A 24576-nucleotide genomic window follows, 5' to 3' on the forward strand; every position below is an offset into this window, starting at 1 on the left:
CACCATGGCGGCGATCGCCTTTCCCGGCTTCAATCCGGTTGCCTTCGAAATCGGCCCGCTGAAGGTGCATTGGTATGGCATCGGCTATGTCGTCTCGATCATGCTCGGCTGGTTCTACGCACGCCGGCTGATCGCCAATGGCAGCCTCTGGCGGGGCGGCCAGGCGCCGATCAACGCCCAGCAGCTCGACGATTTCGTGCTCTATGCGGCCATCGGCATCGTGGTCGGCGGCCGTGTCGGCTATGCGCTCTTCTATGACCTGCCGAACATCATCGCCGATCCGCTGCGTTTCTTCCGCGTCTACGATGGCGGCATGTCCTTCCATGGCGGCTTCCTCGGCACGACGATCGCCATGATTCTCTTTGCCCGCGCCAACAGGATTGCCGTCTGGAGCCTGTTCGACATCGTCTCGATCGTCGCCCCCATCGGTCTCGGCATCGTCCGCGTCGCCAATTTTATCAATGGCGAGCTCTGGGGCCGGATCACCGACGTGCCATGGGCGGTCGTCTTCCCGACCGGCGGCCCCTTCGCGCGCCATCCGAGCCAGCTTTATGAGGCAGGCCTCGAAGGCATCGTGCTCGTCTGCGTGCTCAGCCTGCTCGCCTATGGCCCGAAGCTTCTGAAAACACCCGGCTTCATCACCGGTGTCTTCGTCTGCGGCTATGGGCTAAGCCGCATCACCGCCGAATTCTTCCGCGAGCCCGATGCGCAGCTCGGCTATCTCTTCGGCGGCTGGCTCACCATGGGCATGCTGCTGTCGCTGCCGATGGTGGCTGCCGGCCTCTGGGCCATCTGGCGCGCCCGCCGCGCCGCCGCCCGCCTCCCAAATCCGGAAACGGCCGTGCCATGACGACGCCGCTTGCGGAAAAGATCAGGACCTTCATCCGGGCCAACGGGCCGATCAGCGTGACGGACTATTTCGCGCTCTGCCTCGCCGATCCGGAACACGGCTATTACAAGACGCGCGAGCCCTTCGGCGCCGCCGGCGACTTCACCACCGCACCCGAGATCAGCCAGCTCTTCGGCGAAATGGTCGGCATCTTCCTCGTCCAGGCCTGGACGGCCCATGGTGCGCCATCGGAATTCCACCTCGCCGAAATCGGCCCCGGCCGCGGCACGATGATGGCCGACATCCTGCGCGTCATCAAGAAACTGAGCCCCGACATGTTCGAGGCCGCGCAGATCCATCTGATTGAAACCAGCGAGCGGCTGCGCAAGGTGCAGGCCCAGACGCTGGTCGCCGACAAGTGGAAGATCAGCTGGCATGACGGTTTCGACGGCGTGCCCGAGGGCCCGCTTTTCGTCGTTGCCAACGAACTCTTCGACGCGATCCCGATCCGCCAGTTCGTCAAGACGCCGACCGGCTTTCGCGAGCGCATGGTGGGGCTCGATGCGGATGACAATCTCACCTTCGCGGTAGGCATGGCCGGCGTCGACCCCGGCCTTCTTCCCGGCCCGCCCGGCCATCAGCCGATGGGCGCGATCGCCGAATTTGCCCCTGCCCGCCTTGCCGTCATGCAGGCGCTCTGTCAGCGGCTTCTGGAAGGCGGCGGCTCGGCGCTGATCGTCGATTACGGCCATGTCGCCTCGGGCTATGGCGACACGCTGCAGGCGATCCGCGCCCACCAGTTCGATCCGCCGCTCGCCCATCCGGGCGAAGCCGACCTCACCAGCCATGTCGATTTCGAGGCGCTGGCCAGGATCGCGCATCTCTCCGGCCTTCACGTCAACGGCGTCATGCATCAGGGCGATTTCCTCGCCGGCCTCGGCATCTATGAGCGCGCCGAAGCCCTGTCGCGCGGCAAGGAGAGCCTTGCGGCAGAAGAGATTGCCATTGCAGTCGATCGTCTGGCAGGCGCCGGTGCCGGCAAGATGGGGGAACTCTTCAAGGTTCTCGCCGTTTCTTCGAGCCATGTCGAACTCGAACCCTTCATCGCCCGCCGGTCGCAGCCGGACGCCGAGGCCGGTGCCCCGACAGACGATTGACAGACCCATCCGCAGTTTGCAACATCCGCCCCGATGACGGGATCTGCGTTGACACGCAGAGACCGTGATGAGGGCGCGACAACGGGAGACAAGATCATGGACATCCCCGCAGGCCTCAGCCCGATCATCAGCGATGTGCTCCAGGACGCCTCGGGCGACGTTATCCGGCATGGCTATTTCACCCGTCTGGGCGGGGTCTCCGAAGGCATCTACGAAGGGCTCAATGTCGGTCTCGGCTCGCGCGACACGCCGCAGCGGGTGATCGAGAACCGCGCCCGCGTCGCCTCCTGGTTCGGCCAGCCCATCGAGAAGCTGGCGACCGTCCACCAGATCCACTCCCCCGATGTCTTCACGGTCACCGGCAACTATGCCGGAGAGCGCCCGGAGGCCGATGCGCTTGTCACCGCGACACCCGGCATCGTGCTCGGCGTGCTTGCCGCCGATTGCGGCCCGGTTCTCTTTGCCGACGCCGAAAACCGGGTGATCGGCGCGGCCCATGCAGGCTGGAAGGGCGCGCTCTATGGCGTGCTCGAAAGCACGATCGACGCCATGATCGCGCTGGGCGCCAGACGCGAAACGATCACCGCCGTTCTCGGCCCCTCGATCAGCGCCGCCAATTACGAGGTCGGCCCCGAATTCGTCGCGCGCTTCCTGGACATCAACCCGGACTACGCCCGCTATTTCAGCCCGTCCGTCAAGGAGGATCACGCCATGTTCGACCTGCAGGGTCTGACCGCGGCGCGCCTCAAGGCGGCAGGCGTCAACGCTGCCATCACGGGCCACTGCACCTATGTCGACGAGGAGCGCTTCTTCTCCTACCGGCGCACGACCCACCGCAAGGAGCCGGACTACGGCCGACAGATTTCCGCAATCCAGATCAATCGAGCGGCCTGAGGCGATTTCGAACCGAAGGCGGCAGACGGTTTCGCTGACGCAATGGCGTGGATAGATCGACTGCCCATCTGACCGGGAGGACAAGGACATGGCGATGCATTTTTCCGAACGGGAATACGTCCAGCGAATGGACCGCCTGACGGCAAGGCTGCGCGAGGAAAAGCTCGATGCGATCCTGCTCTTCGCGCAGGAAAGCATGTACTGGCTGACCGGCTACGACACGTTCGGCTTCTGCTTCTTCCAGACGCTGGTGGTGAAGGCGGATGGGACGAAGGTTCTCCTGACGCGCTCCGCCGACCTTCGCCAGGCCCGCCACACCTCCAACATTTCCGATATCCGCATCTGGGTCGACCGGGCGAACGCCGACCCGTCCGTCGATCTGAAGGAACTGCTCAACGAACTCGACCTGCTCGGCGCCCGCGTCGGTGTCGAATTCGATACCCACGGCATTACCGGCCGGACCGCCCATCTCCTCGACCGGCAGCTGATGAACTTCTGCGAGGTCATCGATGCGTCGCTTCTGGTGAGCGGGCTGCGCCTGGTGAAGAGCGAGGCCGAGATCGCCTGCGCGACGGAGGCCGCGCGGCTTGCCGACAGCGCGCTCGACGAAGCGATCAGGCTCACGAAGGCGGGCGCCAACGAGGCCGAGATCCTCTCCGCCATGCAGGGCGCGGTGCTTGCCGGTGGCGGCGACTATCCGGCCAACGAATTCATCATCGGTTCGGGCGCCGATGCGCTTCTCTGCCGCTACAAGTCAGGCCGCCGCACGCTCTCCGAGCGCGACCAGCTGACGCTGGAATGGGCCGGCGTGTCGGCGCACTATCATGCCGCCATGATGCGCACGATCGTTATCGGCGAACCGGAGGCCCGGCAGGTCGAACTCTTCGAGGCCTGCCGCGAGGCGATCGAGGCCATCGAACTCGTGCTCCGCCCCGGCAACACGTTCGGCACCGTCTTCGATGTCCATGCCCGCATCATGGACGAGCGCGGCCTTGCCCGGCACCGTCTCAACGCTTGCGGCTATTCGCTTGGCGCCCGCTTCGCGCCCTCCTGGATGGAGCATCAGATGTTCCACGCCGGCAATCCGCAGGAAATCGAGCCGGGCATGACGCTCTTCGTGCACATGGTCATCATGGATTCCGAATCAGGCTTCGCCATGACACTCGGCCAGACCTACCTGACGACAGAGGAAGCGCCGAAGCCGCTGTCGCGCCATCCCCTGACGCTTCTGACTGCGTAAGCCCCGCAAATCCGCCTGACGCCTGTCAATTTCCCCTGTCCTGCCGGGGGCGTCCCCAGCATGTTCGGGCCCCGTCATTGACAGGACGTCCCGGGCGACCGTTAATGAGCTCGATTTCCAGCCTGAACCAAGAGGAGGACGGAGCAGGATGCGGCAGCTTCTCGTATCAGCGCTGGCAGCCGCAGCGATCTGCGTCCTTTCCGCCTGCTCGACTTCGGGCCTCATGACGCCGCCTGAACCAATTGGCGATCCGTCTGCGAAGACCGCGACCACCCACAAGGGTGCGCCGCCCGCGCTCGACTCACCCGAGCAGACCAGCCTTGCCGCCGAAGAGAACCGCGACATCGGCACCCAGCAGACGCAGTTTCCGCAAACGGCCACCACGGCAGGCGACGACCAGCAGCCGAAGCCGCAGCAGACCGGTCCGCGAAGCCCGATGCTGGGAACGCCCGGCGGCGTCTCTGCCACGCAGAAATCCATCTATCAGGCCTCCGGCCAGCCGCAGGCGCCCGGCGTTCTTGGCACGCTCCCGGCCGGCGAAGGCAGCGTGGCCGGCGGATCGATCCGCTTCCTGCCGATCATCGGCGCGCCGATTTCCGCCGTCACGCCGCTATCGCGCGAACTGGCGACCAACGCGTCTGCGCGGGGCCTTTCCATCAAGCCCTCCTCCGACAATTCCACCGAGCACATGCTGAAGGGCTATTTCTCCGCCTTCGACGACGGCGCCGGCACGACGATCACCTATGTCTGGGATGTGCTCGACGCCTCCGGCGCACGCCTCACGCGCCTGCAGGGCCAGGAGAAGCTCGCCGGCAAATCCGCCGACCCCTGGGCCAATGTTCCGCCGAACGTGATGTCCAAGATCGCCTCCGATACGATCAACCAGTATATCGCCTGGAAGTCTTCCAGACGAGGCTGACGTGGCCTATTTACCCGCAACCCCATCATTTTGCGGGAAAACTCGATGAATCCATGTTTCACACTTGCATTCACGGGCAAGCGCGCTAAAAGGCCGGCATTCAGCATCATCAGGGCGGGCCACCATGAAGGTATTCGCAGGAAACTCGAACCGGCTTTTGGCCGAAGCGATCTGCAACTATCTCAAAGTTCCCTTGGGTAAGGCCACCGTTCGGCGCTTTGCAGACCAGGAAATTTTCGTAGAACTTCAGGAAAACGTGCGCGGCGAAGACATCTTCGTCGTTCAGTCCACGTCGTTTCCGGCGAACGACCATCTCATGGAACTGTTGATCATGATCGACGCGTTCCGCCGGTCGTCGGCCCGTCGCATCACGGCTGTGCTTCCCTATTTCGGCTACGCTCGCCAGGACCGTCGCGCCTCGGGGCGCACGCCGATCTCGGCAAAGCTCGTCGCCAACCTGATCACCGAAGCCGGCGCCGACCGCGTGCTCACGCTCGACCTTCATGCCGGCCAGATCCAGGGCTTTTTCGATATCCCGACGGACAACCTGTTCGCCGCACCGATCCTCGCCCGCGACATCAAGGACCACTATGACCTGAAGAACGTCATGGTCGTCTCGCCTGACGTTGGCGGCGTGGTGCGTGCCCGTGCGCTTGCCAAGCGCCTCGACTGTCTTCTCGCCATCGTCGACAAGCGTCGCGACCGTCCGGGCGAATCCGAAGTCATGAACATCATCGGCGACGTCACCGGCAAGGACTGCATCCTGATCGACGACATCGTCGACTCGGGCGGCACGCTCTGCAACGCCGCTGAAGCCCTGCTGAAGAACGGCGCAACCAGCGTGACGGCCTATATCACGCATGGCGTTCTGTCCGGCGGCGCCGTTGCTCGCGTCAGTTCATCGAAGCTGAAGGAACTGGTGATCACCGACACGATCCAGCCGACCACGTCTGTCCAGTCCGCCCACAACATCCGCGTCATCACCTCGTCGCATCTGCTCGGCGAAGCCATCAACCGCACGAGCATGGAAGCCTCGGTTTCGAGCCTCTTCGACTGATCGACGGATAGATTTCAAACGAAAACGCCGTGCGCTCGATCGAACGCACGGCGTTTTCGTTTAAAGCTCTGCAATCCCGATCAGCTGATGCCCAGACGCTTCACCTTGCGATGCAGCGTGGCGCGGCTGATGCCGAGCGCTTCTGCCGTGCGGGACATGTTGCCGCCATTGCGGTTGATCGCCCGTCTCAGCGCCGAACGCTCCGCCTCCAGAAGATCGGCCGAATGCGTCGGCTCGCTCTCGTTGAGAAGATCGGCGGCCGGAATGCCGGCAGCAAGCCGGCTGTCATCGAGACCCAGCGCCTGCCGCGCACCGCGCGTCGCGCCCAGCACGATGTCGTCCCGGTCGACGGCCAGAAACGCACCATAGCCGCTGCCCACCATGACGATGCGCGCCATCGGGAACGCGCGGCGGAACAGGTTGCCTTCAATGCGCAGCGCCGCATCGCGCACGGCATGCGACAGCATCGCCATCGTCAGTTCGTTGGCGTCGTCGCGACAGGTCGAGAAGTCGAGGACACCGGAGATGCGCGCCATGTGGTCGCGAATGGGGGCTGCCGTGCAGCTGAGGCCGGTGTTGGAGGACAGGAAGTGCTGGTCGCGGCTCACCGTGGCGGCGCGCTGGTCGGCCAGTGCCGTGCCGATCCCGTTGGTGCCGACACTCGCCTCCGTCCACACGGTCCCGGACCAGAGGCCGACGCCACGGAAATCCTTCTCGTCACCCGCCGTGCCGCGCCGGTCGAGCACGACGCCGTGGCTGTCGGTCAGAAGCAAAGAATGGCCGGAGCGGCCCGCCATCATGAAAAGCCGGTCGAGTTCGTCGCGCGCTTCCTCGACGATCACCCGCGACCGCTCGGTCGCATCGCGAAATTCCTGGTCGGTGAGGCGGGCGGGCGCAAGGTTCTGGTCGGGGCTGAGCTTGTGCACGTTCATGCATCTCAGCCACGAGGCGGCCACTGGCGAACTCGCGGCCTGTGAAGACTTGCGCGCCAAGGAAAACACTTTATCTGCATGTTGCGTCATGATCAGCTCAGCTCCTCCCAAAGCTCCTGCTCAGGCCTTGCGCGACAGGCTCCATAAGGAAGGCCGCGTTGTCCGACAGGTCAGATGCCGATTACACGAAATCGTCTGTCAGAATTGCACGGTTCCGAAGCGAATGCATCAGCACAATCGCATGTATCAAAGCCAAGTGTATCAATATTGCGTCACCCGAACCGGCCCCGCTTTGATCTTCATCAAGTGAGCTGAAACATCGATCCGCTGCCCACCCTTGCATTCGAAACCCCTTTGGAGTAAGGAGCGCCGTCCGCCTAGACACCCTTGGAGGCAAGGCGGATGAGGCTTTTAGCGAATTCAGCAACAAGCTTCAGCTTCGCATCTGTCGAAATCGACAGTGTGCGGGCTCTCCGCAAACGTTGAAAGGAAATACCATGAGCCACGCTTCGTACGAGCTCAAGGCCGAAAAGCGCGATCGGGTTGGTAAGGGGTCCTCCCGCGAACTGCGCCGCAACGGTCTTATCCCTGCAGTTATCTATGGCGACAAGCAGGCCCCGATTTCGATCGCTCTGTCGACCAATGAAGTCACGAAGAAGATCCACGCTGGCGGTTTCATGACCACCATCGCAACGATCGACGTCGGCGGCGAAAAGATCTCGGTTCTCCCGAAGGATTACCAGCTGGATCCGGTCCGCGACTTCACCTTGCATGTCGACTTCCTGCGCGTGTCCGGCGACACCCAGGTCGTGGTTGCTGTTCCGGTTCACTTCGTCAACCAGGAAAAGTCCCCGGGCCTCAAGATCGGCGGCACCCTGAACGTTGTTCGCCACGAAGTCGAATTCCACTGCCCGGCCAACGCCATCCCGGAATTCATCACGGCTGACCTCGAAGGCTTCAAGATCGGCGACGGTGTTCACATCTCGCACATCAAGCTTCCGGCAGGCGTCACGCCCGTCATCACCGACCGCGACTTCACGATCGCCACGATCGTGACCCCGGCTGGCGGCGTCCAGGAAGAAGCAGCAGAAGCCTGATCGGTTCACCGATCTGCTTTCAGCAGTTCAGTTACGTGCAAGGCTCGTTCTACAGAGATGTAGGCGGGCCTTGCATTTTTGCGCAATGCAAAAACTGAGAGCCCGATCTTCAAGGTCGGTTAAGGCCTGCATGCAACATTGCCTGCCTTATAAATATGGCGGATCGGCACGTTCAGTTTAGAGGCCCATGCACACCCACTCCGTGGAAAAGCGCTTTCTTTTGATCATTTGTACGGCGGTGCTCATCTTCGTGATGCCGCTCTTTGCTTTGTTTTTCTTCCTCTCCGCCGAACGCACCCTGAACGAGCGGATGCAGCGCATCGATCTGACGATGTCCACCAACGCGCAGGCGCTCGGCAAGCCGCTGTGGGATTTCGACATCGACAGCGCCAGGAAGGTCGCAGCCGCGATCGCCGCCGGCAGCGAGATCGAGGCCGTTCACGTGCGCGACAGCTCCGGCTCGATCACGATCAGCATCCCGGCCGCAGGCACGAAACACGACGTGGCAACGCGCAGATTTTCCACGCCGATCTACTTCTCCTCCGTCGATGGCGAGAAATATGTCGGCGCGCTGGAACTCGAAGTCGACAATGGCGGCCTCATCTCGACCATCAGCCCGCGCGATATCGCGTTCATGTTCATCTTCGTCTTCGCGGTGACCATCGTCTTCCTGGCGGCCGTGATTGCCAACCGGGTGATCGTCATCCGCCCGCTCCTGCGCCTGACCGACGCCGTCATCCGGACGCGCCGCAGCGGCTACCGGCAGAGCGTGGACTGGCACTCGCGCGACGAGATGGGCCTGCTGGCTGAAAACTTCAACGAGATGCAGAGTGAACTGGCGCACGAGGAAAGCGCGCTGAAGGCCGCGCATGCCATGGTGCAGGCGGTCTACAACAAGACCCCCGCCATGCTCTACATGGTCGATGCCGACGACCGCATTGCCGCCGTTTCCGACTACTGGATGCTGGCGACCGGCTATTCGCGCGACGACGTCACCGGCCGCCACTTCAGCGACTTCCTCGCCCGCGGCGAAACCTGGCGCAGCGCCCGCGGCCTGGCGGACCATGAGGCACCGGAAGCGGCCAACTGCACCGTCAAGTTCCAGTGCGCCGATGGCAGCGTCATCGATGTGCTCATCCGCGAGACGCCGATGGGCGACGACGCCGGGCGCACCAGCGCGATTTGCGTGATGACGGACGTCACGGAACTCAAGGAAGCGGAGACCCGCAACCACCTGCAGGCCATCACCGACCACCTGACCGGCCTTCTCAACCGCCAGGGCTTCGAAGCCGCACTCGACGGCAAGATCAGCGAGGCTGACAAGTGCGGCCACGAACTGGCCTGCCTCTTCGTCGACCTCGACCGCTTCAAGTGGATCAACGACAATCTGGGCCACGCCGCCGGCGACGCGGTGCTGAGGGAAGTGGTGAGCCGCGCCACTGCCCAGCTGCGCCCCTCCGACGTCATCGCCCGCCTCGGCGGCGACGAATTCGCCGTCCTCGTCTCGGCACCGGATGCGGAGACGATCGCGCGCGGCATCTCCGAACAGCTGAAGTCGATCTTCACGACGCCGTTCACGCCGGAATCCACCAAGGTGACGCTGAGCGCCAGTATCGGGATCGCGCTTTATCCGCACCATGCCAACTCCGCTGCCGAACTTCTGCAGAAGTCGGATCTGGCCATGTATGCGCGCAAGCGCAACGGCAAGAACGGCACCGAAGTCTTCGATGATTCCATGGCAGACACGGCCCGCGAGCGCGCCGAGCTGGAACGCTTCATCAATCAGGCGCTTGAGAACGACTGGTTTGATGCATGGCTGCAGCCGATCTGCGATCTGAAGACCGGGCGGCCGAGGAATTTCGAGGCCCTGATGCGGCTTCGCCATCCCGAGCGCGGCATCCTGCCGCCGGCAAAGATCATCGCCGTGGCCGAGGAGAACGGCACGATCGAGGCGATCGGCAATGTCATCCTGAAGAAGGCGGTCGATTATCTTGCCCGCATCAGCGACATTCCGGGCTTCGAAGATGTCCGCATGTCGATCAACTTCTCGCCGCTGCAGCTCAATGCCGACCTTCTGGCGCGCATGTCGGACATCCTCATGAAGTCGGGCATACAGCCCTCGCGCATCGTGCTGGAGATCACCGAAGCGGTTCTCATGCGCAACAATCCCGAGATCAACATGGTGCTCCGCGGTCTGCGCGATTGCGGCATGTCGATCGCGCTGGACGACTTCGGCACCGGCTACTCGTCGCTGAGCTACCTGCACCGCTTCCCGGTCAACATCGTCAAGGTTGACCGTTCCTTCGTGGCAGCCCTGCATCCCGACAGCGCGGTCGAGCGCGACAAGCCCTACCTGCTCGTCCAGGGCATCAACACGATCGCCCAGCATCTCAACTGCAAGGTCGTCGCAGAAGGCATCGAAACGCCGAGCCAGAGAGAGATCCTGAAGGACATGGGCATCCATTACGGCCAGGGCTATCTCTTCTCCAGGCCGCTCAGCATCGACGACATCGAACAGCTTTACAACCCGACCGGCGAGCGGCTTTCCGCGCGCGCCTGAACCACATGGACATCAAGATGATCTCTGCCCGCGCCCTCACAGGCCTGGCACTCGCCTTCACCCTCGCCGCCGGCACAGCCTCTGCCACCGATATCCGCTTCGTGACGGAAACCTATCCGCCGCTCAACTATATCGAGGATGGCCAGGTCAAGGGTGCCTCCATGGATCAGATCCGTCTGATCATGAAGAATGCCGAGCTCCCCTATTCCGTCGAAATCATGCCCTGGGCGCGTGCGCTGGCACTGGCCGAGATCGAGCCGGAATTCTGCGTCTTTTCGGCAGTCCACAATGCCGAGCGCGACCGGAATTTCAAATGGGTTGAGCCGCTGATGAAGAGCCGCACGCTCCTGATCCGCAAGCAGGGATCGAAAATTGCCCCGAAGTCGCTGGAAGAGGCCAAGGCCTACACGATCGGTACCCAGCGCGGCGATTTCACCCACGACATCCTGAAGCGCAACAACTTCCCCAAGATCGATCTCGCGACAGATCTCGACCTCGGCCTGAAGAAGCTCGCAAGCGGCCGCATCGATCTCATGCCGATCTCGGAAAAATATTATGAGAAGCTGAAACGCGATGGCGCTCCGGTCGAATCCGTGCTGACATTGGCCGAAAGCACATATTCGATCGCGTGCAACCGCAACGTTCCGGATGCCACGATCACCCGCATGCAGCAGGAACTGGACAAATTGATTGCTGATGGAACCCAGCATCAGATTTTCGATGTCTACGGCGTCTCCACCGAGGAAAGCGCGGTCAAGTGAGCGCGCCCCGCATCACTCAGGCTCCAAGAGGTCATGCATGACGAAAGCGCGCCTCGCACGAAACGGCAACAGAAAGGCCGGCTGGCTTGCCTCGCTGGCGTGTATGGCGTCTCTGTGGTCCGCCTCGGCGTCGGCGGCACCCGCTGAAACCCTGCATCTCCTGACCGAATCCTACCCGCCCTATAGCTATCAGGAGAACGGCGTGCTGAAGGGCATTGCCATCGACCTCATGAAGGCCATCATGACGGATGCGGGCATCCCATACGAGATGAAGATACAGCCTTGGGCGCGCGCCTATGGCCTTGCCCTCAACTCCGGCGGACATTGCGTCTTCTCGACCGTCCACACGGCCGAGCGGGACGCATTGTTCGAATGGATCGAACCGCTCTTCACCACCGAAACCTATCTGGTCCGCAGAAGCGGCTCCGACGTCAAACCCACCGATCTCGATGACGCCAAGCGATACCTCGTCGGCACCCAGCTCGGCGATTACACCGAAGCACTGCTGAAACAGGGCGGCTTCAGGCGCGTCGACCTCACCTCGGAAATTGACCTCAGCCTCAAGAAGCTGATCGCCGGCCGCATCGATCTGATGCCGATGGCCGCCTCCATGGTGACGGATCTGCAGAAACAGGCCGTCCCGGTGGAGCCCGCCGTTGTCCTCACCCGCACCGTCGACTCGCTTGCCTGCAACAAGAGCACATCGCCCGAAACGCTCGAACGGATCCGCGCCAGCCTGAAGAAGCTGATCGATGACGGGACAAGGGCGGGGATTTTCGAGCGCTACCAGTTTGTCGAAGGCGGCCTGCTTCACAAATGAGGCGGCTGATTGCAGCGGGCAACGCTTGACAGGCGGCTGCCTTTGGCATTTCACAGCGCAAGATTTCCACCATGCGCGGACATAAGCCATGAAGATCATCGTCGGCCTCGGCAATCCCGGCCCGAAATATGCGGCCAACCGCCACAATATCGGCTTCATGGCCGTCGATGCGCTGCACCGCAAGCACCCGTTCGGCCCATGGTCGAAGAAATTCAAGGCCGAGATTTCCGAAGGCGAGATTGCCGGCGAGAAGGTGCTGCTGATGAAGCCGCAGACCTTCATGAACCTGTCCGGCGAGGCTGTCGGCGAGGCCATGCGCTTCTACAAGCTCGGTCCCGGCGACATCATCGCCATCCACGACGAACTCGACCTGCCGGCTTCAAAAGTGAAGCTCAAGGTCGGCGGCGGCCATGGCGGCCATAACGGCCTGAAGTCGCTCGACGCCCATTGCGGCCGCGACTACAAGCGCCTGCGCCTCGGCATCGGCCATCCGGGCTCCAAGGAACAGGTCCACAATCACGTGCTCGGCGATTTCGCCAAGGTCGATCAGGGTTGGCTGGATGAACTGATGGACGACATCGCCATCAATGCCGAACTCCTCTTCGACGGCGACGGCTCGAAATTCATGAACAAGCTCGCCCCGCCGCCCCCCAAGGCCGAGAAGAAGGATGCCGGTGCGCCCAAGGCCCAGGCGGCGCCAAAAGCCCAGTCCCACATCCACCAGGCCCGCAACCACAAGCCCGACCTGCCCGCAACCGGCCCCATGGCCGACATGCTGAAACGGATGTTTGGCAAGAAGGATTGAGCCCGCGGCTCACCCCCCTCTGCCCTGCCGGGCATCTCCCCCGCAAGGGGGGAGATCGGAACGCGGCTATCGCTCAGTCCTTCTCAATGTCGCACATACTGAACCCGTGGAGATGGGACAGCTGCGAGTGCCCCAGATCAATCTCCCCCCTTGCGGGGGGGATGGCCTGCAGGCCAGAGGGGGGTACCACGAGCGCCCCCACTTATTCCTCCGGCTCCGCCGTGAACATCAACGGGAACCCGGCCTCCTTGGCGAGATCCATCGCCTCCTTGACCTTCGTCTCGGCAATATCCTTCGTATAGACGGCCACCACCGACGATCCCTTCATGTGCGCCGTCAGCATGATCTTCTCCGCAGAGGAAGAGTCGGCGCGGAAGACATAGGACAGCACCATCACGACGAATTCGCGCGGCGTGTAATCGTCGTTGAACAGCAGCACCTTGTAGAGCTTCGGCTTCTCGACCTTCGGCGTGGTCTTCACGCGCGGAGCAAGCACGACATCGTTCTCGGCCATGAGACGCCTCCGGGGATTTTCTGATGTTGTTCAGGATTGTTCGCCCGCCGCGTCGTTGCGCAGACCTCAACATTTTGAGGCCATAACTGCAAAAACGCAAGAGGCAAGCCCTGCAGGACAATCGCCAGCGCCCGGCGGATTGGGCCCGACAGCCGGAACATGGCCTCGCCACGCACAACCTTCAAGAGCTTGCACCAATCCTTGTGCGCCTAGACCAGAATGCACTCGTTGCCTTCATCGGCCAGAATGCGAGCCGCACGGCGATCGAAGGTCGCAAGGACGCTTCCTCCCATCCGCCTCCCCTCGAATGCGACAATGCCGTCAGCGAAGTCGCCGCCTCTCTTCATGATGGCAAGTCCGGCGGCGACGGCTGCCGTATCGACGACAACACCTTCCGTGTCGGACCATGCCGATACGACACCAATCAACTCGCCATGGGACAGCTTGTAGACCCTGCCGAGAACCCAGATCAGCTCGCAGAAGGTCTGGTTTGGTATGACGACCTCGTGCGCCGCCAGCACCGCCATGGCCCGTTCGGCCTCCTCGGCATTGTCCTGGACAATGGCACGAACCAGAACATTGGTGTCGATGATGACGCTCAAGACGTCACCTTTCCAGCCCAGCCGTCCTTGATGGCCTCGTCAAGCTCCTCAAGGCTGTATGCCCGGTCCGGCTTGTGGGCGAACATGCCGAAGAGTTCCTGCTTCGTATGGCGCTTCCGCGCTGGGCGGACGGAGACCTGGCCCTGCTCCTCGAAGGACACGTCGATCTCGTCACCGATATCGACGCCCAGATAGTCGCGAATTTCCTTTCGCAACGTGACTTGCCCCTTGGCAGTGATCTTCAGGCGCACCATCCGGGCCACCTCTCCGTTGTCTTCTTGGTCTCAAAAGTAAGGCATCATCGCCTTACGCACAAGGCTTGCCATGCGCCTGCCTCTTGACGCGCGGAAACCTATCCCCCATAGGCAACGCAATCATTTCACGACCTGCGACAGGCGATATATCATGGGCTTCAAATGCGGCATCGTCGGGCTTCCCAATGTGGGCAAGTCCACTCTCTTCAATGCACTGACGCGCACGGCAGCGGCGCAGGCGGCAAACTATCCGTTCTGCACGATCGAGCCGAACACGGGTGAAGTCGCCGTTCCCGATCCGCGCATGAAGCTTCTCGCGCAGGCCGGCAAGTCGAAGGAAATCATTCCGACGCGCATCTCCTTCGTCGACATCGCCGGCCTCGTGCGCGGCGCATCGAAGGGTGAAGGCCTCGGCAACAAGTTCCTCGCCAATATCCGCGAAGTCGACGCCGTCGTCCACGTTCTGCGCTGCTTCGAAGATGCCGACATCACCCATGTCGAAGGCCGCATCGACCCGGTCGGCGATGCCGACACGATCGAAACGGAACTGATGCTCGCCGACCTGGAAAGCATCGAGCGCCGTCTGGATCAGACCCGCAAGCGCGCAGCCAGCAAGGACAAGGAGTCCATGACAAACCTTCCGGTCATGGAAGAAGTCGTCAAGCTCCTGCAGGAAGGCAAGCCTGCCCGCCTGCTGCTGAGGACGCTTCCCCCCGAAGATATCGCGATCCTGAAGGGCCTGAACCTTCTGACCTCGCATCCGGTGCTTTACGTCTGCAACGTCGCCGAAGGTGACGCGGCAACCGGCAACAGCTTCACGGCTGAGGTCGAGAAGATGGCGAAGGAACAGGGCGCCGAATGCGTCATCATCTCCGCCGCCATCGAAGCGGAAGTCGCCCAGCTTCCCGACGAGGAAGCCCAGGAATTCCTTTCTGCTCTTGGTCTTGAGGAAGCCGGTCTCGACCGTCTCATCCGCGCCGGCTATCACCTGCTCGACCTCATCACCTATTTCACCGTCGGCCCGAAGGAAACCCGCGCCTGGACCATCAAGCGCGGCACCAAGGCGCCTGCGGCTGCCGGCGTCATCCACTCGGATTTCGAACGCGGCTTCATCCGCGCCCAGACGATCGCCTATGACGACTATGTCGCGCTCGGCGGCGAAGTCGGCGCCAAGGAAGCCGGCAAGGCCCGCGATGAAGGCAAGGAATATGTCGTGCAGGACGGCGACGTGCTGCTTTTCAGATTCAACACCTGATCTTCATGCCGCATTACAGTTTCGCATAAGCGACCCGGGCTAGCGTGCCGCCAAAGGAGACTTCCATGGCGGCTCAACCCGTGCTTTCGATCTGCGTGCCTTCGCGCAACCGTCAGCTCTATTTCCGCCAGACCATCGATGCGCTGCTTCAAAGCGAGCGCGATGACGTGCAGTTCGTGTTCGTCGACAACTCCGACGATCCGTCGAACATGAACACGTTCATGGCCGCAAGAGCCGGCGATCCGCGCATCACCTACCTGCCTTCCGGCGCGCAGGTTCTCTCGATGATGGAGAACTGGGAGCGCGCCGTTGCGGCAGCCACCGGCCGGTACGTCACCGTCATCGGCGATGACGATTACGCCGATCCGGACCTTGCCGGCTTCCTCCCCAATCTTGAAGCGAAGGTCGGCCATATCGACGCCCTCACCTGGAGCGGCTTCAACTACAACTGGCCGGTCGAAGGCGAACCGGCCCTGCCCCTGAAGCTCGACCTCAACGTCAAGGTCACCCGCTTCGACAAGCGCGACCTCATTGCCCGCGCCTTCCGCTGGGAAGGCGCGCTGCATGTGCCGCTCTGCGGCAATTCGGTCTATCACGGCGCCATCTCGCGGGCGCTGCTGCTCAAGATCCGCGACCATTTCGGCGGCCGCTTCTTCGAGTTCCCCACCATCGACTACGAGAACGCCTTCAAGGTCATCCTTACCGGTCAGGCCTTCTATCACGTCTCCCGCCCTTTCTCCGTCCCCGGCGTCTGCCCCTTGAGCAATTCGGCCGCAACGAAGACAATTGCCAGCGAAGACGCTGCTGTAATCCGCTTCAATCAGGACCTCGGCCGCGACATCAACGACGATCCCCTGCTGGACGATACGCCCTTCCGCGCCGGTCATGGGGTGACCGCCACCATTTTCGTGATCCAGCACTGGCTATGCCGGAAATATGGTTTTCCACACGCAGGCTATGAGGAGAACCTGATCCGCGCCATGGTCCGAAATTGCGAGAACTACCGCGACCGCGAGAGCTTCGATGCGGTAACGGCCCGTTACCGGGTGTCACTTGCTCAATGGCAGGCTGGCCGCTACCTGCCGCTGTTCCAGCCGCATTTCACGCCTGCGCCGACCGCGGCGCCCGTGGCTCATCCCCTGATCTGGACCGGCATCGACACCGATGCCAACCTGCACTTCGCCGAAGACGCCGCCGGCACCAGAACGCCGGGCGAACTGTTCGAGGTGCTCAGGGGCCTCATGACGCCGGCCGACGAGATCGAAATTGCACTGCACTGAACGCTTCAACGCAACACTGGCCTTGAACTCGTCTTTCCATATCGCCATTGTTCAACCTTGACCGGAATCGGGAGGAATGAACAAGCATGGCGGATGACACGCTATATTACGAGGACTTCGAAGAGGGACGCGAATTCGTCTCCGCCGAGCGAACCGTTTCCGCCGAGGAGATCGTTGCTTTCGCATCCGAATTCGATCCCCAGCCCATGCATCTTGACGAAGCGGCCGGCAAGGCCAGCATTCTCGGCGGGCTTTCGGGCTCCGGCTGGCACATGAGCTCGATTGCCATGCGGCTTTTCTTCGACACGGTCATCGGGCGCAGCGCCGCAGAAGGCGGCCCGGGTGTCGACTTCATGGAATGGCGCCGGCCCCTCATTGCCGGCGACACCGTGCGCCTGACGATCACGGTGAAATCGCGCCGGCCGCTGGCCTCCCGCCCCGGCATCGGTCTTGTGACGATGCAACACGTGCTGACGAACCAGAAGGGCGAGCGGATCATGCGCATGCAAGCCCCCGCCATGCTTCGTTTGCGCGATGAACAGGCAGCGGAGGCAGGCCGATGAGATTTGAAGACCTCTGGCCGCGCGACACGGCCTCCGAAATCGGCAGCTATCATTTCACCGCCGAGAAGATCATCGAATTCGCCACGAAATTCGATCCGCAATATTTCCATCTCGATGCCGAGCGCGCGAAGGACTCGCTTCTGGGCGGCCTCTGCGCCTCCGGCTGGCATGTCTGCTCGGCCTGGATGGGGCTGAACGTCGCCTACATGTTCGGCGAGTTCAGGCGCATGGCCAAGGAAGGCCATGAGCCGCCGAAGCTGGGACCGGCGCTTGGCTTCCACGATCTGCGCTGGCGTCTGCCGGTCTTTGCCGGTGATGTCATCACCTATTCGAACACCCTGACGCGAACCATCAAGGCGCCCAACCATGCCGACCGGCTGCTGCACGACGTCTATTGCGAAGGCAGGAACCAGAACGGCAAGGTCGTCGTCAACTTCATGCCGACCGTCATCGAATTCATCTGACTCCGCTCGCGTCGAAGTGTAGCCTCCCTCCCGGGCTCCACCCTGCGCGGCCGTTCAACACGAAAGAGCAAGCACATGAGCGTCTACGGTTTCACCGCAAATGACATCAACGGCAAGGAGCGCAAGCTCGAAGAGTTCAAGGGCAAGGTGCTCCTGATCGTCAACACCGCGAGCGCCTGCGGGCTGACGCCGCAATATGCCGGCCTGCAATCGCTCTACGAGAAGTACAATGGCGAACTCGTCGTCCTCGGCTTCCCCTGCAACCAGTTCGGCGAGCAGGAGAAGGGCGACAGCGAAGAGATCAAGTCGTTCTGCGACCTGCGCTTCAACATCAAGTTCCCGCTCTTCGAGAAGATCGAGGTCAACGGCGCCGGGGCGCATCCGCTCTACAAGTATCTGACGCATGAGAAGCCCGGCCTGCTCGGCACCGAGGCGATCAAGTGGAACTTCACCAAGTTCCTCATCGGCCGCGATGGCGAACCGGTGAAGCGCTATGCGCCGACCACGACGCCCGAAGAGATCGACGGCGACATCGACGCACTGGTCAAGGGCTGACGTAGATGGCCGACTTCGCCGCGTACCCAACCGGCGTGGAAGGCCTGCAGGCAGTGTCGGGGAAGAGCGCCCATTGCTTCCCCCGGCACACGCATGACGATTTCGGCATCGGCCTCGTGATATCGGGCGGGCAAATGTCCGCCTCTGGCCGTGGGCAGGTCGAGGCCGGCCCCGGCCATGTCATCACCGTCAATCCCGGCGAAGTTCACGATGGCGCGCCGGTTCGGGGCGAGCCGCGCCAGTGGCACATGTTCTATCTGACCCCTGCCCTTGTTGATCAGATCGCGGAAGGCCTCGATGTCGCAAGAGCGGCGGCGCTGGAATTTCACAATCCGGTCATGGCCGATGCCAAGGCCGCCCGTCGCTTTGCCGTCGCGTGGCAAGGCGTTGTCGGAGACGGCATTTCACGCCCCTCTCCCGAGGCCGTCGACGAACTGCTGCTGACATGCCTTCACGGGCTTCTGGGCAACAGGCGCGGCGGTCACGATGCGCACCTCGCAACAGACCGGATCGCAAGGCTCCGCGCCATGATCGATGACGACGTGGCGGGCGAACATTCACTCAAGCGCCTTGCGAACGAAGCCGGCTTGAGCCGTTTCCAGACGCTGCGCGCCTTTGCCCGCGCCACCGGTTTCACCCCGCACGCCTATCTCGTTGAGCGCCGCACTCAGCTTGCCCGCCGCCTGATCCTCGCCGGCAATCCGCTCGCCGACGCCGCCGCGGCCAGCGGCTTTGCCGACCAGAGCCACATGACCCGCGCCTTCCGCCAACGCTATGGCCTGACGCCCGCTGCGGCGCGGAAGGCAGCCCAGTCTGCAATTCCGTTCAAGACCTGACGCCGCGACCGGCGCGACAAGAAGGCTCCATGCACAAGGAGCCCTCCATGACGCCGGAATTCTATCTCACAGCCCTCATCGTCGTTGCCACACCCGGCACCGGCGCGCTTTACACCATTGCCACCGGCCTCGGCGAAGGCCCTCGCCGCAGTATCGCCGCCGCCTTCGGCTGCACGCTCGGCATCGTCCCGCATATGGCGGCGGCACTCACGGGCCTTGCCGCCGTGCTCCACGGCAGCCCGATGGCCTTCAATATCCTGAAGCTCTGCGGCGTCGCCTATCTCGCCTATATGGCCTTCGGCCTGATCGTCTCGAAAGCCGCAGCGCCATCGGCAGCGCAAACGCCGGATGGTCGAACGGCCATGGAGATTGTCATCAAGGCGATCCTGATCAACCTGCTCAATCCGAAGCTGTCGCTCTTCTTCCTCGCCTTCCTGCCGCAGTTCATCAATGCAGAGGCGCCCGATGCATTCGGCAAGATGATCGAGGCCAGCCTCACCTTCATGGCGCTGACCTTCGTCGTCTTCGCGGTCTACGGATTATGCGCCGCCGGCATCCGCCGACACATCATCGGCCGGCCGCAGATCACCACATGGATCAACCGCACCTTCGGTGTCGCCTTTCTCGCCATGGCGACAAAGCTGGCGATGACGCAGCGCTGACTTTTATCTGAGCACCGGCAACCGCGCCTGCATGGACGCCGGCAGACCGTGGATGAGAAGCTGGCGGAGGAACCGCCAGCCGAAGCCGACGCCAAGCACGATGAGGCCGATGGCGACGAGGATCCACATGATCAGGTTGCTCGTGGCAAGCCCGCCGAGCACGCCGGTATCCGTGCCGATCAGCGCGGCAAAGGCATAGCCGAGATAGACGAGACCGGCGGTCACGAAGGCACGGCGATCGAGCAGCAGGCCGACGATCATCATCAGAGCCACGACGGCGACGACGAGCACGGCGCCCTCCGTCGTCTGCGGCTTCACGCTGCCGAATATGCCCTTGAGGATCGACGGCACGGCCACGAGATAGAGCCAGAAGGCAACGTCGGATCGCGTATAGAGGCGCTTCGGATCGGTCAGGTCGAAACGCATGGCGATGCCGACAAGCACCACGCCGGCGGCGAGGAAGAGAATGGTGCCATATTGCTCGAAATCGCCGCGATAGAGGCCTGACAGCGCCAGAACCGTTATTGTAACGACGCCGGCAATGATGAGTGCCGCCAGCGCCACCGGCACGCGGTAGCGCCAGTAGAAGAGCGCCAGCGCCGCGCATTCCGCCGCCGCAAGCGCTGCCATGTGCAGCGCGCTCGCCGACATCGCGCTCACCTCACCCGAAATATAGTTTCGGTCGATATCGATGATCGTCCAGCCGGCGAAGAGCGCAAACGCGATGGTCAGCGCGAAGGAAGGCAGCGCCAGCCGCTGCCGGTAGACGAAGATTTCGGCGAGCGCGATCACCGCGGCCACAGCCGCATAGATCGGCGCGACACCGGCGATGCCGGTCAGCACCACGACGATGCCGATGGTGATGAGGATATCGTGATAGCCCCGGATGAAGCGCGGAATTTCGCTGTCTTCTTCCCGGTTGGGTTCGTCGGCAACCCCGCCGGCCGGCAGCGCCGCCCGCGCCTCGACAAAGCGGGAGAGCGGCTCCACCTGGCCGGACGAGATGATGCCGGCCTCGGCCGCAGCCGTCAGGCTTTCGCGCAATGTTTCAGCCATGCAGTCGCCAGCCTCCGGCAGCGTTTGTCTATGAAATCAATGCCCGTCGAATTCGACCAGCGTGCGCACGTCAACATCGAGCGCTTCCAGCTTCTTCCGGCCGCCGAGAGCCGGCAGGTCGATGATGAAGCAGGCCGCCACGATATCCGCGCCCATCTGCCTCAGGAGCTTGACCGCGCCTTCAGCCGTGCCGCCCGTGGCGATCAGGTCGTCCACGAGGATCACCTTCTCGCCCGGCTGCACCGCATCGCGATGCATCTCCATCTCGTCGACGCCATATTCGAGGCTGTAGGCCACGCGCACGGTGTCATGCGGCAGCTTGCCCTTCTTGCGGATTGGCACGAAGCCGGCAGACAGCTGGTGCGCAACGGCACCGCCCAGGATGAAGCCACGCGCTTCCATCCCGGCGACCTTGTCGATCTTCGTACCGGCAAAGGGATGCACCAGCTCATCCACCGAACGGCGAAACGCGCGCGGATTTCCGAGCAGCGTCGTGATATCGCGGAACATGATACCCGGCTTCGGATAGTCCGGAATGTTGCGGATGGCGGCGATCAGTTCTTCAGTCAGCGTCATGGATGGGATTCCTTTCGGCCTTTGATAGCGCATGCCACGGGACGTGCAAACGGTTTCTCGGGCGGACATGAAAAAGGCGGCCCTCGCGGACCGCCTCGCTCATAATTCAGCTGAGCCGTTAGGCCTCAGTGTTCCTTGTTCGCATAGACCGACTTCTTCGTGAGGTACACGAGGCCGGCGAAGATGACGAGGAAGACCATGACCATGAAGCCGAGGCGCTTGCGCTCTTCCAGATGCGGCTCGGCGGCCCACATCATGAAGGCGGAGACGTCGCGGGCATACTGGTCGATCGTGGCCGGTGCGCCATCGTCATAGGTGACCTGACCGTCGGAGAGCGGAGGCGGCATCTTCAGCGCTGAAGCGGCGGAGAAGTAGGGGTTGAAGTACGTGCCCTCAGCCACCTGGATACCTTCCGGCGCAGCCGTGTACCCGGTCAGCAGCGAGTGGATATAGTCCGGTCCGCCTTCCTGATACTGCGTGAAGATGTCGATGAGGAAGGTCGGGAAGCCGCGTTCCACGCCGCGCGCCTTGGCAAGCAGCGAGAAGTCCGGGGGAGCTGCCCCGCCATTGGCGGCAGCCGCCGCTTCCTCGTTCGCGAACGGCGACGGGAAGTGATCCGACGGAACGCCCTTGCGGGTGAACATCTCGCCGTCCCCGTTGGGGCCGTCCTGAACATCGTACTGCGAAGCGAAGGCCTTGACCTGCGCCTCGTTGTAGCCGAGCTCTTCCAGGCTGCGGAAGGCGACCAGCTTCATCGAGTGACAGGCCGAGCAGACTTCCTTGTAAACCTTGAGGCCGCGCTGAAGCTGAGCCTTGTCATACTTGCCGAAGGGGCCGGCAAACGACCAGTCCTCGTTCTTCGGCTTGAGGATCGGGAAGTGCCCGCCCTCGATCGCATGTTCGGTCAGTGCCTTCAGGTCATGCTCTTCGGCCGCGGAGGCGACGCCCCCGAAACCGACGAGCGTTGCGGCGATGGCGATGCTTGCAACAAGCTTTTTCATTGTACTGTTCCTCTCCACCACGCGCATCAGGCCTTGGCGCTCTTTTCGAGCACGGCTTCCGTGATCGAATTGGGCAACCGTCTTGGCGTCTCGATCAGGCCGAGAACCGGCATGATGACGAGGAAGAAGCCGAAGTAATAGAGCGTGCCGAACTGCGCCATCAGCGTGTAGGTGTCGGTCGGCTGACGCGAACCCAGCCAGCCGAGCAGGATGCAGTCGGCGACGAACAGCCAGAAGAACAGCTTGTACCACGGACGATAGACGGCGGAGCGAACCTTCGACGTATCGAGCCAGGGCAGGAAGAACAGCACGATGATCGAGCCGAACATCACGAGCACGCCGCCGAGCTTGGAGTCGATCGGGCCGACGTTGAAGGTGATGGCGCGCAGCATCGCGTAGAACGGCAGGTAATACCATTCCGGAACGATGTGGGCCGGCGTCTTCAGCGCGTTGGCCATCGTGTAGTTGTCCGGATGGCCGAGATAGTTCGGCATGTAGAAGACGAACCAGCTGTAGGCCAGGAGGAAGATGACCACGCCGAGTGCATCCTTCAGCGTCGCATAGGGCGTGAAGGGCACGGTGTCGGTCTTCGACTTCACTTCGACGCCCGTCGGGTTCGTCTGGCCCGTCACATGCAGCGCCCAGACGTGCAGGATGACGACGCCGGCGATGACGAAGGGCAGCAGGTAGTGCAGCGAGAAGAAGCGGTTCAGCGTCGGCTGGCCGACGGCAAAGCCGCCCAGCAGGAACTGCTGGATCCACTCGCCCACCAGCGGGAAGGCCGAGAAGAAGCCGGTGATCACCGTCGCCCCCCAGAAGGACATCTGACCCCAGGGCAGAACGTAGCCCATGAAGCCGGTTGCCATCATCAGGAGATAGATGAGCACGCCGAGGATCCAGAGAACTTCGCGCGGCGCCTTGTAGGAGCCGTAGTAGAGCCCGCGTGCGATGTGCAGGTAGACGGCGATGAAGAAGAAGGATGCGCCGTTGGCATGCAGGTAGCGAAGCAGCCAGCCATGGTTCACGTCGCGCATGATGCCTTCGACCGAGCCGAAGGCGAGATCGACATTGGCAACATAATGCATGGCCAGCACAACGCCGGTCAGGATCTGTACGACCAGCATGACGGCCAGCATGGCGCCGAACGTATAGGCATAGTTCAGGTTGCGCGGCACGGGATAGGCAATGAAGCTATCATAGACCATGCGCGGCAGCGGGAGACGGGAATCGACCCATTTCCCAAGACCGGTTGTCGGCTCGTAAGAAGAATGTCCACCACTCATTATCAGGTCCCCTCCCGTCAACCGATCTTGATGACGGTATCTTTTGTAAACGAGAAAATCGGCATCAGCAGGTTTTCAGGCGCAGGACCCTTACGGATACGGCCAGCCGTATCGTAGACCGAGCCATGGCAGGGACAGAACCAGCCGCCAAATTCACCCGCCTGACCGAGCGGAACGCAGCCGAGATGCGTGCACGAGCCGATCATGACGATCCAGTTTTCCTTGCCCTTGCCGGCCGAACGGTCGGCGCCGGTTGCCGGAGCATCGACCGGAAGGTTCTGGTTACGCGCCTTCGGGTCCTTGAGCTCCTCCAGCTTGACCGCGTTGGCCTCCTGAACTTCCTTGTCGGTGCGGTTGCGGATGAAGACCGGCTTGCCGCGCCACTTGACCGTCAGCGACATGCCCGGCTTCAGCGCCGTGACGTCGACTTCGATCGATGCAAGTGCCAGCGTCGACGCATCCGGACGCATCTGGTCAATGAAAGGCCAGGCAACAGATACCGCGCCGACGGCGCCGGCCATCCCTGTGGCCAGATAAAGAAAATCGCGGCGAGTAGGCTCGCCCATGGTTTGGCTGTTCATGTCGTGGTCGCTCACGGCTTCAT

The 24576-nt window shown here is 62.5% G+C and carries 27 protein-coding genes; 18 read left to right on the plus strand and 9 right to left on the minus strand.

The annotated features are described in order from the left end of the window. Positions 1–4: 4 nt before the first annotated feature. The 6 genes from lgt to LQK84_RS12110 all read left to right on the plus strand — a co-directional run bounded on the left by lgt (position 5) and on the right by LQK84_RS12110 (position 6096). Positions 5–850: a prolipoprotein diacylglyceryl transferase gene (lgt, locus tag LQK84_RS12085; RefSeq protein WP_230829227.1), complete on the plus strand. Its 846-nt coding sequence runs from the start codon at positions 5–7 to the stop codon at positions 848–850. Next, positions 847–1986, plus strand: coding sequence for a class I SAM-dependent methyltransferase (locus LQK84_RS12090; RefSeq protein ID WP_230828981.1), 1140 nt, complete (start codon positions 847–849; stop codon positions 1984–1986). The genes lgt and LQK84_RS12090 overlap by 4 nt, the downstream gene beginning before the upstream one ends. A 96-nt stretch (positions 1987–2082) precedes the next feature. Continuing rightward, positions 2083–2880 carry a peptidoglycan editing factor PgeF gene (pgeF, locus tag LQK84_RS12095; RefSeq protein ID WP_230828982.1) on the plus strand — a complete coding sequence of 266 codons (798 nt, stop codon included), beginning with the start codon at positions 2083–2085 and terminating at the stop codon, positions 2878–2880. Between the two features lie 88 nt (positions 2881–2968). Then, positions 2969–4120, plus strand: a complete 1152-nt coding sequence (locus LQK84_RS12100; RefSeq protein WP_230828983.1) for a M24 family metallopeptidase — start codon at positions 2969–2971, stop codon at positions 4118–4120. Between the two features lie 148 nt (positions 4121–4268). Continuing rightward, complete coding sequence (locus LQK84_RS12105) at positions 4269–5039, plus strand: hypothetical protein (protein ID WP_230828984.1); 771 nt, start codon at positions 4269–4271, stop codon at positions 5037–5039. Positions 5040–5163: 124 nt separating this feature from the next. Then, the gene (locus LQK84_RS12110; RefSeq protein ID WP_230828985.1) at positions 5164–6096 is read left to right on the plus strand and encodes a ribose-phosphate pyrophosphokinase; all 933 of its coding nucleotides are present in this window, start codon (positions 5164–5166) and stop codon (positions 6094–6096) included. 80 nt (positions 6097–6176) lie between these two features. On the opposite strand, the gene LQK84_RS12115 is transcribed toward LQK84_RS12110, so the two are convergent. After that, a complete protein-coding gene (locus LQK84_RS12115; protein ID WP_230828986.1) occupies positions 6177–7118 on the minus strand; it encodes a helix-turn-helix domain-containing protein in 942 nt (313 codons plus the stop codon). A 407-nt stretch (positions 7119–7525) separates the two neighbouring features. Between LQK84_RS12115 and LQK84_RS12120 the strand changes: the two genes are divergently transcribed. The 5 genes from LQK84_RS12120 (at position 7526) to pth (ending at position 13071) form a co-directional block, all read left to right on the plus strand. After that, positions 7526–8125, plus strand: coding sequence for a 50S ribosomal protein L25/general stress protein Ctc (locus LQK84_RS12120; protein WP_230828987.1), 600 nt, complete (start codon positions 7526–7528; stop codon positions 8123–8125). A 220-nt stretch (positions 8126–8345) separates the two neighbouring features. Further along, the gene (locus LQK84_RS12125; RefSeq protein ID WP_442966952.1) at positions 8346–10685 is read left to right on the plus strand and encodes an EAL domain-containing protein; all 2340 of its coding nucleotides are present in this window, start codon (positions 8346–8348) and stop codon (positions 10683–10685) included. 17 nt (positions 10686–10702) lie between these two features. After that, on the plus strand, positions 10703–11446 hold the full coding sequence (locus LQK84_RS12130) for a substrate-binding periplasmic protein (protein WP_230828989.1): 744 nt from the start codon (positions 10703–10705) through the stop codon (positions 11444–11446). Between the two features lie 37 nt (positions 11447–11483). After that, a complete protein-coding gene (locus LQK84_RS12135) occupies positions 11484–12266 on the plus strand; it encodes a substrate-binding periplasmic protein (RefSeq protein ID WP_230828990.1) in 783 nt (260 codons plus the stop codon). 88 nt (positions 12267–12354) lie between these two features. Beyond that, positions 12355–13071 (plus strand): aminoacyl-tRNA hydrolase, encoded by a 717-nt coding sequence (gene pth / locus LQK84_RS12140; protein WP_230828991.1) that lies wholly within the window; start codon positions 12355–12357, stop codon positions 13069–13071. Positions 13072–13273: 202 nt separating this feature from the next. Here the strand turns inward: pth and LQK84_RS12145 are convergent, their stop codons facing one another. The 3 genes from LQK84_RS12145 to LQK84_RS12155 form a co-directional block, all read right to left on the minus strand. Then, complete coding sequence (locus tag LQK84_RS12145; RefSeq protein WP_230828992.1) at positions 13274–13585, minus strand: ATP-dependent Clp protease adaptor ClpS; 312 nt, start codon at positions 13583–13585, stop codon at positions 13274–13276. A gap of 209 nt (positions 13586–13794) precedes the next feature. Continuing rightward, positions 13795–14187, minus strand: coding sequence for a type II toxin-antitoxin system VapC family toxin (locus tag LQK84_RS12150; protein ID WP_230828993.1), 393 nt, complete (start codon positions 14185–14187; stop codon positions 13795–13797). Further along, complete coding sequence (locus tag LQK84_RS12155; protein ID WP_230828994.1) at positions 14184–14441, minus strand: AbrB/MazE/SpoVT family DNA-binding domain-containing protein; 258 nt, start codon at positions 14439–14441, stop codon at positions 14184–14186. The genes LQK84_RS12150 and LQK84_RS12155 overlap by 4 nt, the downstream gene beginning before the upstream one ends. 151 nt (positions 14442–14592) lie before the next feature. Between LQK84_RS12155 and ychF the strand changes: the two genes are divergently transcribed. From ychF to LQK84_RS12190, 7 genes are all read left to right on the plus strand, one after another. Next, positions 14593–15696 carry a redox-regulated ATPase YchF gene (ychF, locus tag LQK84_RS12160; RefSeq protein WP_230828995.1) on the plus strand — a complete coding sequence of 368 codons (1104 nt, stop codon included), beginning with the start codon at positions 14593–14595 and terminating at the stop codon, positions 15694–15696. A gap of 65 nt (positions 15697–15761) precedes the next feature. Further along, positions 15762–16976, plus strand: a complete 1215-nt coding sequence (locus LQK84_RS12165) for a glycosyltransferase family 2 protein (RefSeq protein ID WP_230828996.1) — start codon at positions 15762–15764, stop codon at positions 16974–16976. 86 nt (positions 16977–17062) lie between these two features. Further along, positions 17063–17539 (plus strand): MaoC family dehydratase, encoded by a 477-nt coding sequence (locus LQK84_RS12170; RefSeq protein ID WP_230828997.1) that lies wholly within the window; start codon positions 17063–17065, stop codon positions 17537–17539. Further along, positions 17536–18003, plus strand: a complete 468-nt coding sequence (locus tag LQK84_RS12175) for a MaoC/PaaZ C-terminal domain-containing protein (protein WP_230828998.1) — start codon at positions 17536–17538, stop codon at positions 18001–18003. The genes LQK84_RS12170 and LQK84_RS12175 overlap by 4 nt, the downstream gene beginning before the upstream one ends. Before the next feature lie 75 nt (positions 18004–18078). Then, entirely contained in the window at positions 18079–18558 is a 480-nt protein-coding gene (locus LQK84_RS12180; RefSeq protein WP_230828999.1) for a glutathione peroxidase, read from the plus strand. A 5-nt stretch (positions 18559–18563) separates the two neighbouring features. After that, positions 18564–19394: an AraC family transcriptional regulator gene (locus LQK84_RS12185; RefSeq protein WP_230829000.1), complete on the plus strand. Its 831-nt coding sequence runs from the start codon at positions 18564–18566 to the stop codon at positions 19392–19394. A 47-nt stretch (positions 19395–19441) separates the two neighbouring features. Further along, complete coding sequence (locus LQK84_RS12190; RefSeq protein ID WP_230829228.1) at positions 19442–20056, plus strand: LysE family translocator; 615 nt, start codon at positions 19442–19444, stop codon at positions 20054–20056. 3 nt (positions 20057–20059) lie between these two features. Here LQK84_RS12190 and LQK84_RS12195 read toward each other — a convergent pair whose 3' ends face one another. The 5 genes from LQK84_RS12195 to petA all read right to left on the minus strand — a co-directional run bounded on the left by LQK84_RS12195 (position 20060) and on the right by petA (position 24553). Beyond that, positions 20060–21112 carry a hypothetical protein gene (locus LQK84_RS12195; RefSeq protein WP_230829001.1) on the minus strand — a complete coding sequence of 351 codons (1053 nt, stop codon included), beginning with the start codon at positions 21110–21112 and terminating at the stop codon, positions 20060–20062. Positions 21113–21148: 36 nt separating this feature from the next. After that, positions 21149–21688 carry an adenine phosphoribosyltransferase gene (locus LQK84_RS12200; RefSeq protein ID WP_230829002.1) on the minus strand — a complete coding sequence of 180 codons (540 nt, stop codon included), beginning with the start codon at positions 21686–21688 and terminating at the stop codon, positions 21149–21151. Between the two features lie 125 nt (positions 21689–21813). Beyond that, positions 21814–22689 (minus strand): cytochrome c1, encoded by an 876-nt coding sequence (locus LQK84_RS12205; RefSeq protein WP_230829003.1) that lies wholly within the window; start codon positions 22687–22689, stop codon positions 21814–21816. Between the two features lie 26 nt (positions 22690–22715). Beyond that, positions 22716–23972, minus strand: a complete 1257-nt coding sequence (locus LQK84_RS12210) for a cytochrome b (RefSeq protein ID WP_230829004.1) — start codon at positions 23970–23972, stop codon at positions 22716–22718. A 17-nt stretch (positions 23973–23989) separates the two neighbouring features. Further along, positions 23990–24553, minus strand: coding sequence for a ubiquinol-cytochrome c reductase iron-sulfur subunit (gene petA, locus LQK84_RS12215; protein ID WP_269072047.1), 564 nt, complete (start codon positions 24551–24553; stop codon positions 23990–23992). Positions 24554–24576: the final 23 nt, after the last annotated feature.

The organism is Rhizobium sp. C4, assembly GCF_021026315.1.
GTDB lineage: Bacteria > Pseudomonadota > Alphaproteobacteria > Rhizobiales > Rhizobiaceae > Ensifer_A.

Bases quoted from the DNA above. Each gene is read 5' to 3' on its own strand.
- lgt (WP_230829227.1), top strand. From the start codon at position 5: ATGGCGGCGATCGCCTTTCCCGGCTTCAATCCGGTTGCCTTCGAAATC.
- LQK84_RS12090 (WP_230828981.1), top strand. From the start codon at position 847: ATGACGACGCCGCTTGCGGAAAAGATCAGGACCTTCATCCGGGCCAAC.
- pgeF (WP_230828982.1), top strand. From the start codon at position 2,083: ATGGACATCCCCGCAGGCCTCAGCCCGATCATCAGCGATGTGCTCCAG.
- LQK84_RS12100 (WP_230828983.1), top strand. From the start codon at position 2,969: ATGGCGATGCATTTTTCCGAACGGGAATACGTCCAGCGAATGGACCGC.
- LQK84_RS12105 (WP_230828984.1), top strand. From the start codon at position 4,269: ATGCGGCAGCTTCTCGTATCAGCGCTGGCAGCCGCAGCGATCTGCGTC.
- LQK84_RS12110 (WP_230828985.1), top strand. From the start codon at position 5,164: ATGAAGGTATTCGCAGGAAACTCGAACCGGCTTTTGGCCGAAGCGATC.
- LQK84_RS12115 (WP_230828986.1), bottom strand. From the start codon at position 7,118: ATGACGCAACATGCAGATAAAGTGTTTTCCTTGGCGCGCAAGTCTTCA.
- LQK84_RS12120 (WP_230828987.1), top strand. From the start codon at position 7,526: ATGAGCCACGCTTCGTACGAGCTCAAGGCCGAAAAGCGCGATCGGGTT.
- LQK84_RS12130 (WP_230828989.1), top strand. From the start codon at position 10,703: ATGATCTCTGCCCGCGCCCTCACAGGCCTGGCACTCGCCTTCACCCTC.
- LQK84_RS12135 (WP_230828990.1), top strand. From the start codon at position 11,484: ATGACGAAAGCGCGCCTCGCACGAAACGGCAACAGAAAGGCCGGCTGG.
- pth (WP_230828991.1), top strand. From the start codon at position 12,355: ATGAAGATCATCGTCGGCCTCGGCAATCCCGGCCCGAAATATGCGGCC.
- LQK84_RS12145 (WP_230828992.1), bottom strand. From the start codon at position 13,585: ATGGCCGAGAACGATGTCGTGCTTGCTCCGCGCGTGAAGACCACGCCG.
- LQK84_RS12155 (WP_230828994.1), bottom strand. From the start codon at position 14,441: ATGGTGCGCCTGAAGATCACTGCCAAGGGGCAAGTCACGTTGCGAAAG.
- ychF (WP_230828995.1), top strand. From the start codon at position 14,593: ATGGGCTTCAAATGCGGCATCGTCGGGCTTCCCAATGTGGGCAAGTCC.
- LQK84_RS12165 (WP_230828996.1), top strand. From the start codon at position 15,762: ATGGCGGCTCAACCCGTGCTTTCGATCTGCGTGCCTTCGCGCAACCGT.
- LQK84_RS12170 (WP_230828997.1), top strand. From the start codon at position 17,063: ATGGCGGATGACACGCTATATTACGAGGACTTCGAAGAGGGACGCGAA.
- LQK84_RS12175 (WP_230828998.1), top strand. From the start codon at position 17,536: ATGAGATTTGAAGACCTCTGGCCGCGCGACACGGCCTCCGAAATCGGC.
- LQK84_RS12180 (WP_230828999.1), top strand. From the start codon at position 18,079: ATGAGCGTCTACGGTTTCACCGCAAATGACATCAACGGCAAGGAGCGC.
- LQK84_RS12185 (WP_230829000.1), top strand. From the start codon at position 18,564: ATGGCCGACTTCGCCGCGTACCCAACCGGCGTGGAAGGCCTGCAGGCA.
- LQK84_RS12190 (WP_230829228.1), top strand. From the start codon at position 19,442: ATGACGCCGGAATTCTATCTCACAGCCCTCATCGTCGTTGCCACACCC.
- LQK84_RS12195 (WP_230829001.1), bottom strand. From the start codon at position 21,112: ATGGCTGAAACATTGCGCGAAAGCCTGACGGCTGCGGCCGAGGCCGGC.
- LQK84_RS12200 (WP_230829002.1), bottom strand. From the start codon at position 21,688: ATGACGCTGACTGAAGAACTGATCGCCGCCATCCGCAACATTCCGGAC.
- LQK84_RS12205 (WP_230829003.1), bottom strand. From the start codon at position 22,689: ATGAAAAAGCTTGTTGCAAGCATCGCCATCGCCGCAACGCTCGTCGGT.
- LQK84_RS12210 (WP_230829004.1), bottom strand. From the start codon at position 23,972: ATGAGTGGTGGACATTCTTCTTACGAGCCGACAACCGGTCTTGGGAAA.
- petA (WP_269072047.1), bottom strand. From the start codon at position 24,553: ATGAACAGCCAAACCATGGGCGAGCCTACTCGCCGCGATTTTCTTTAT.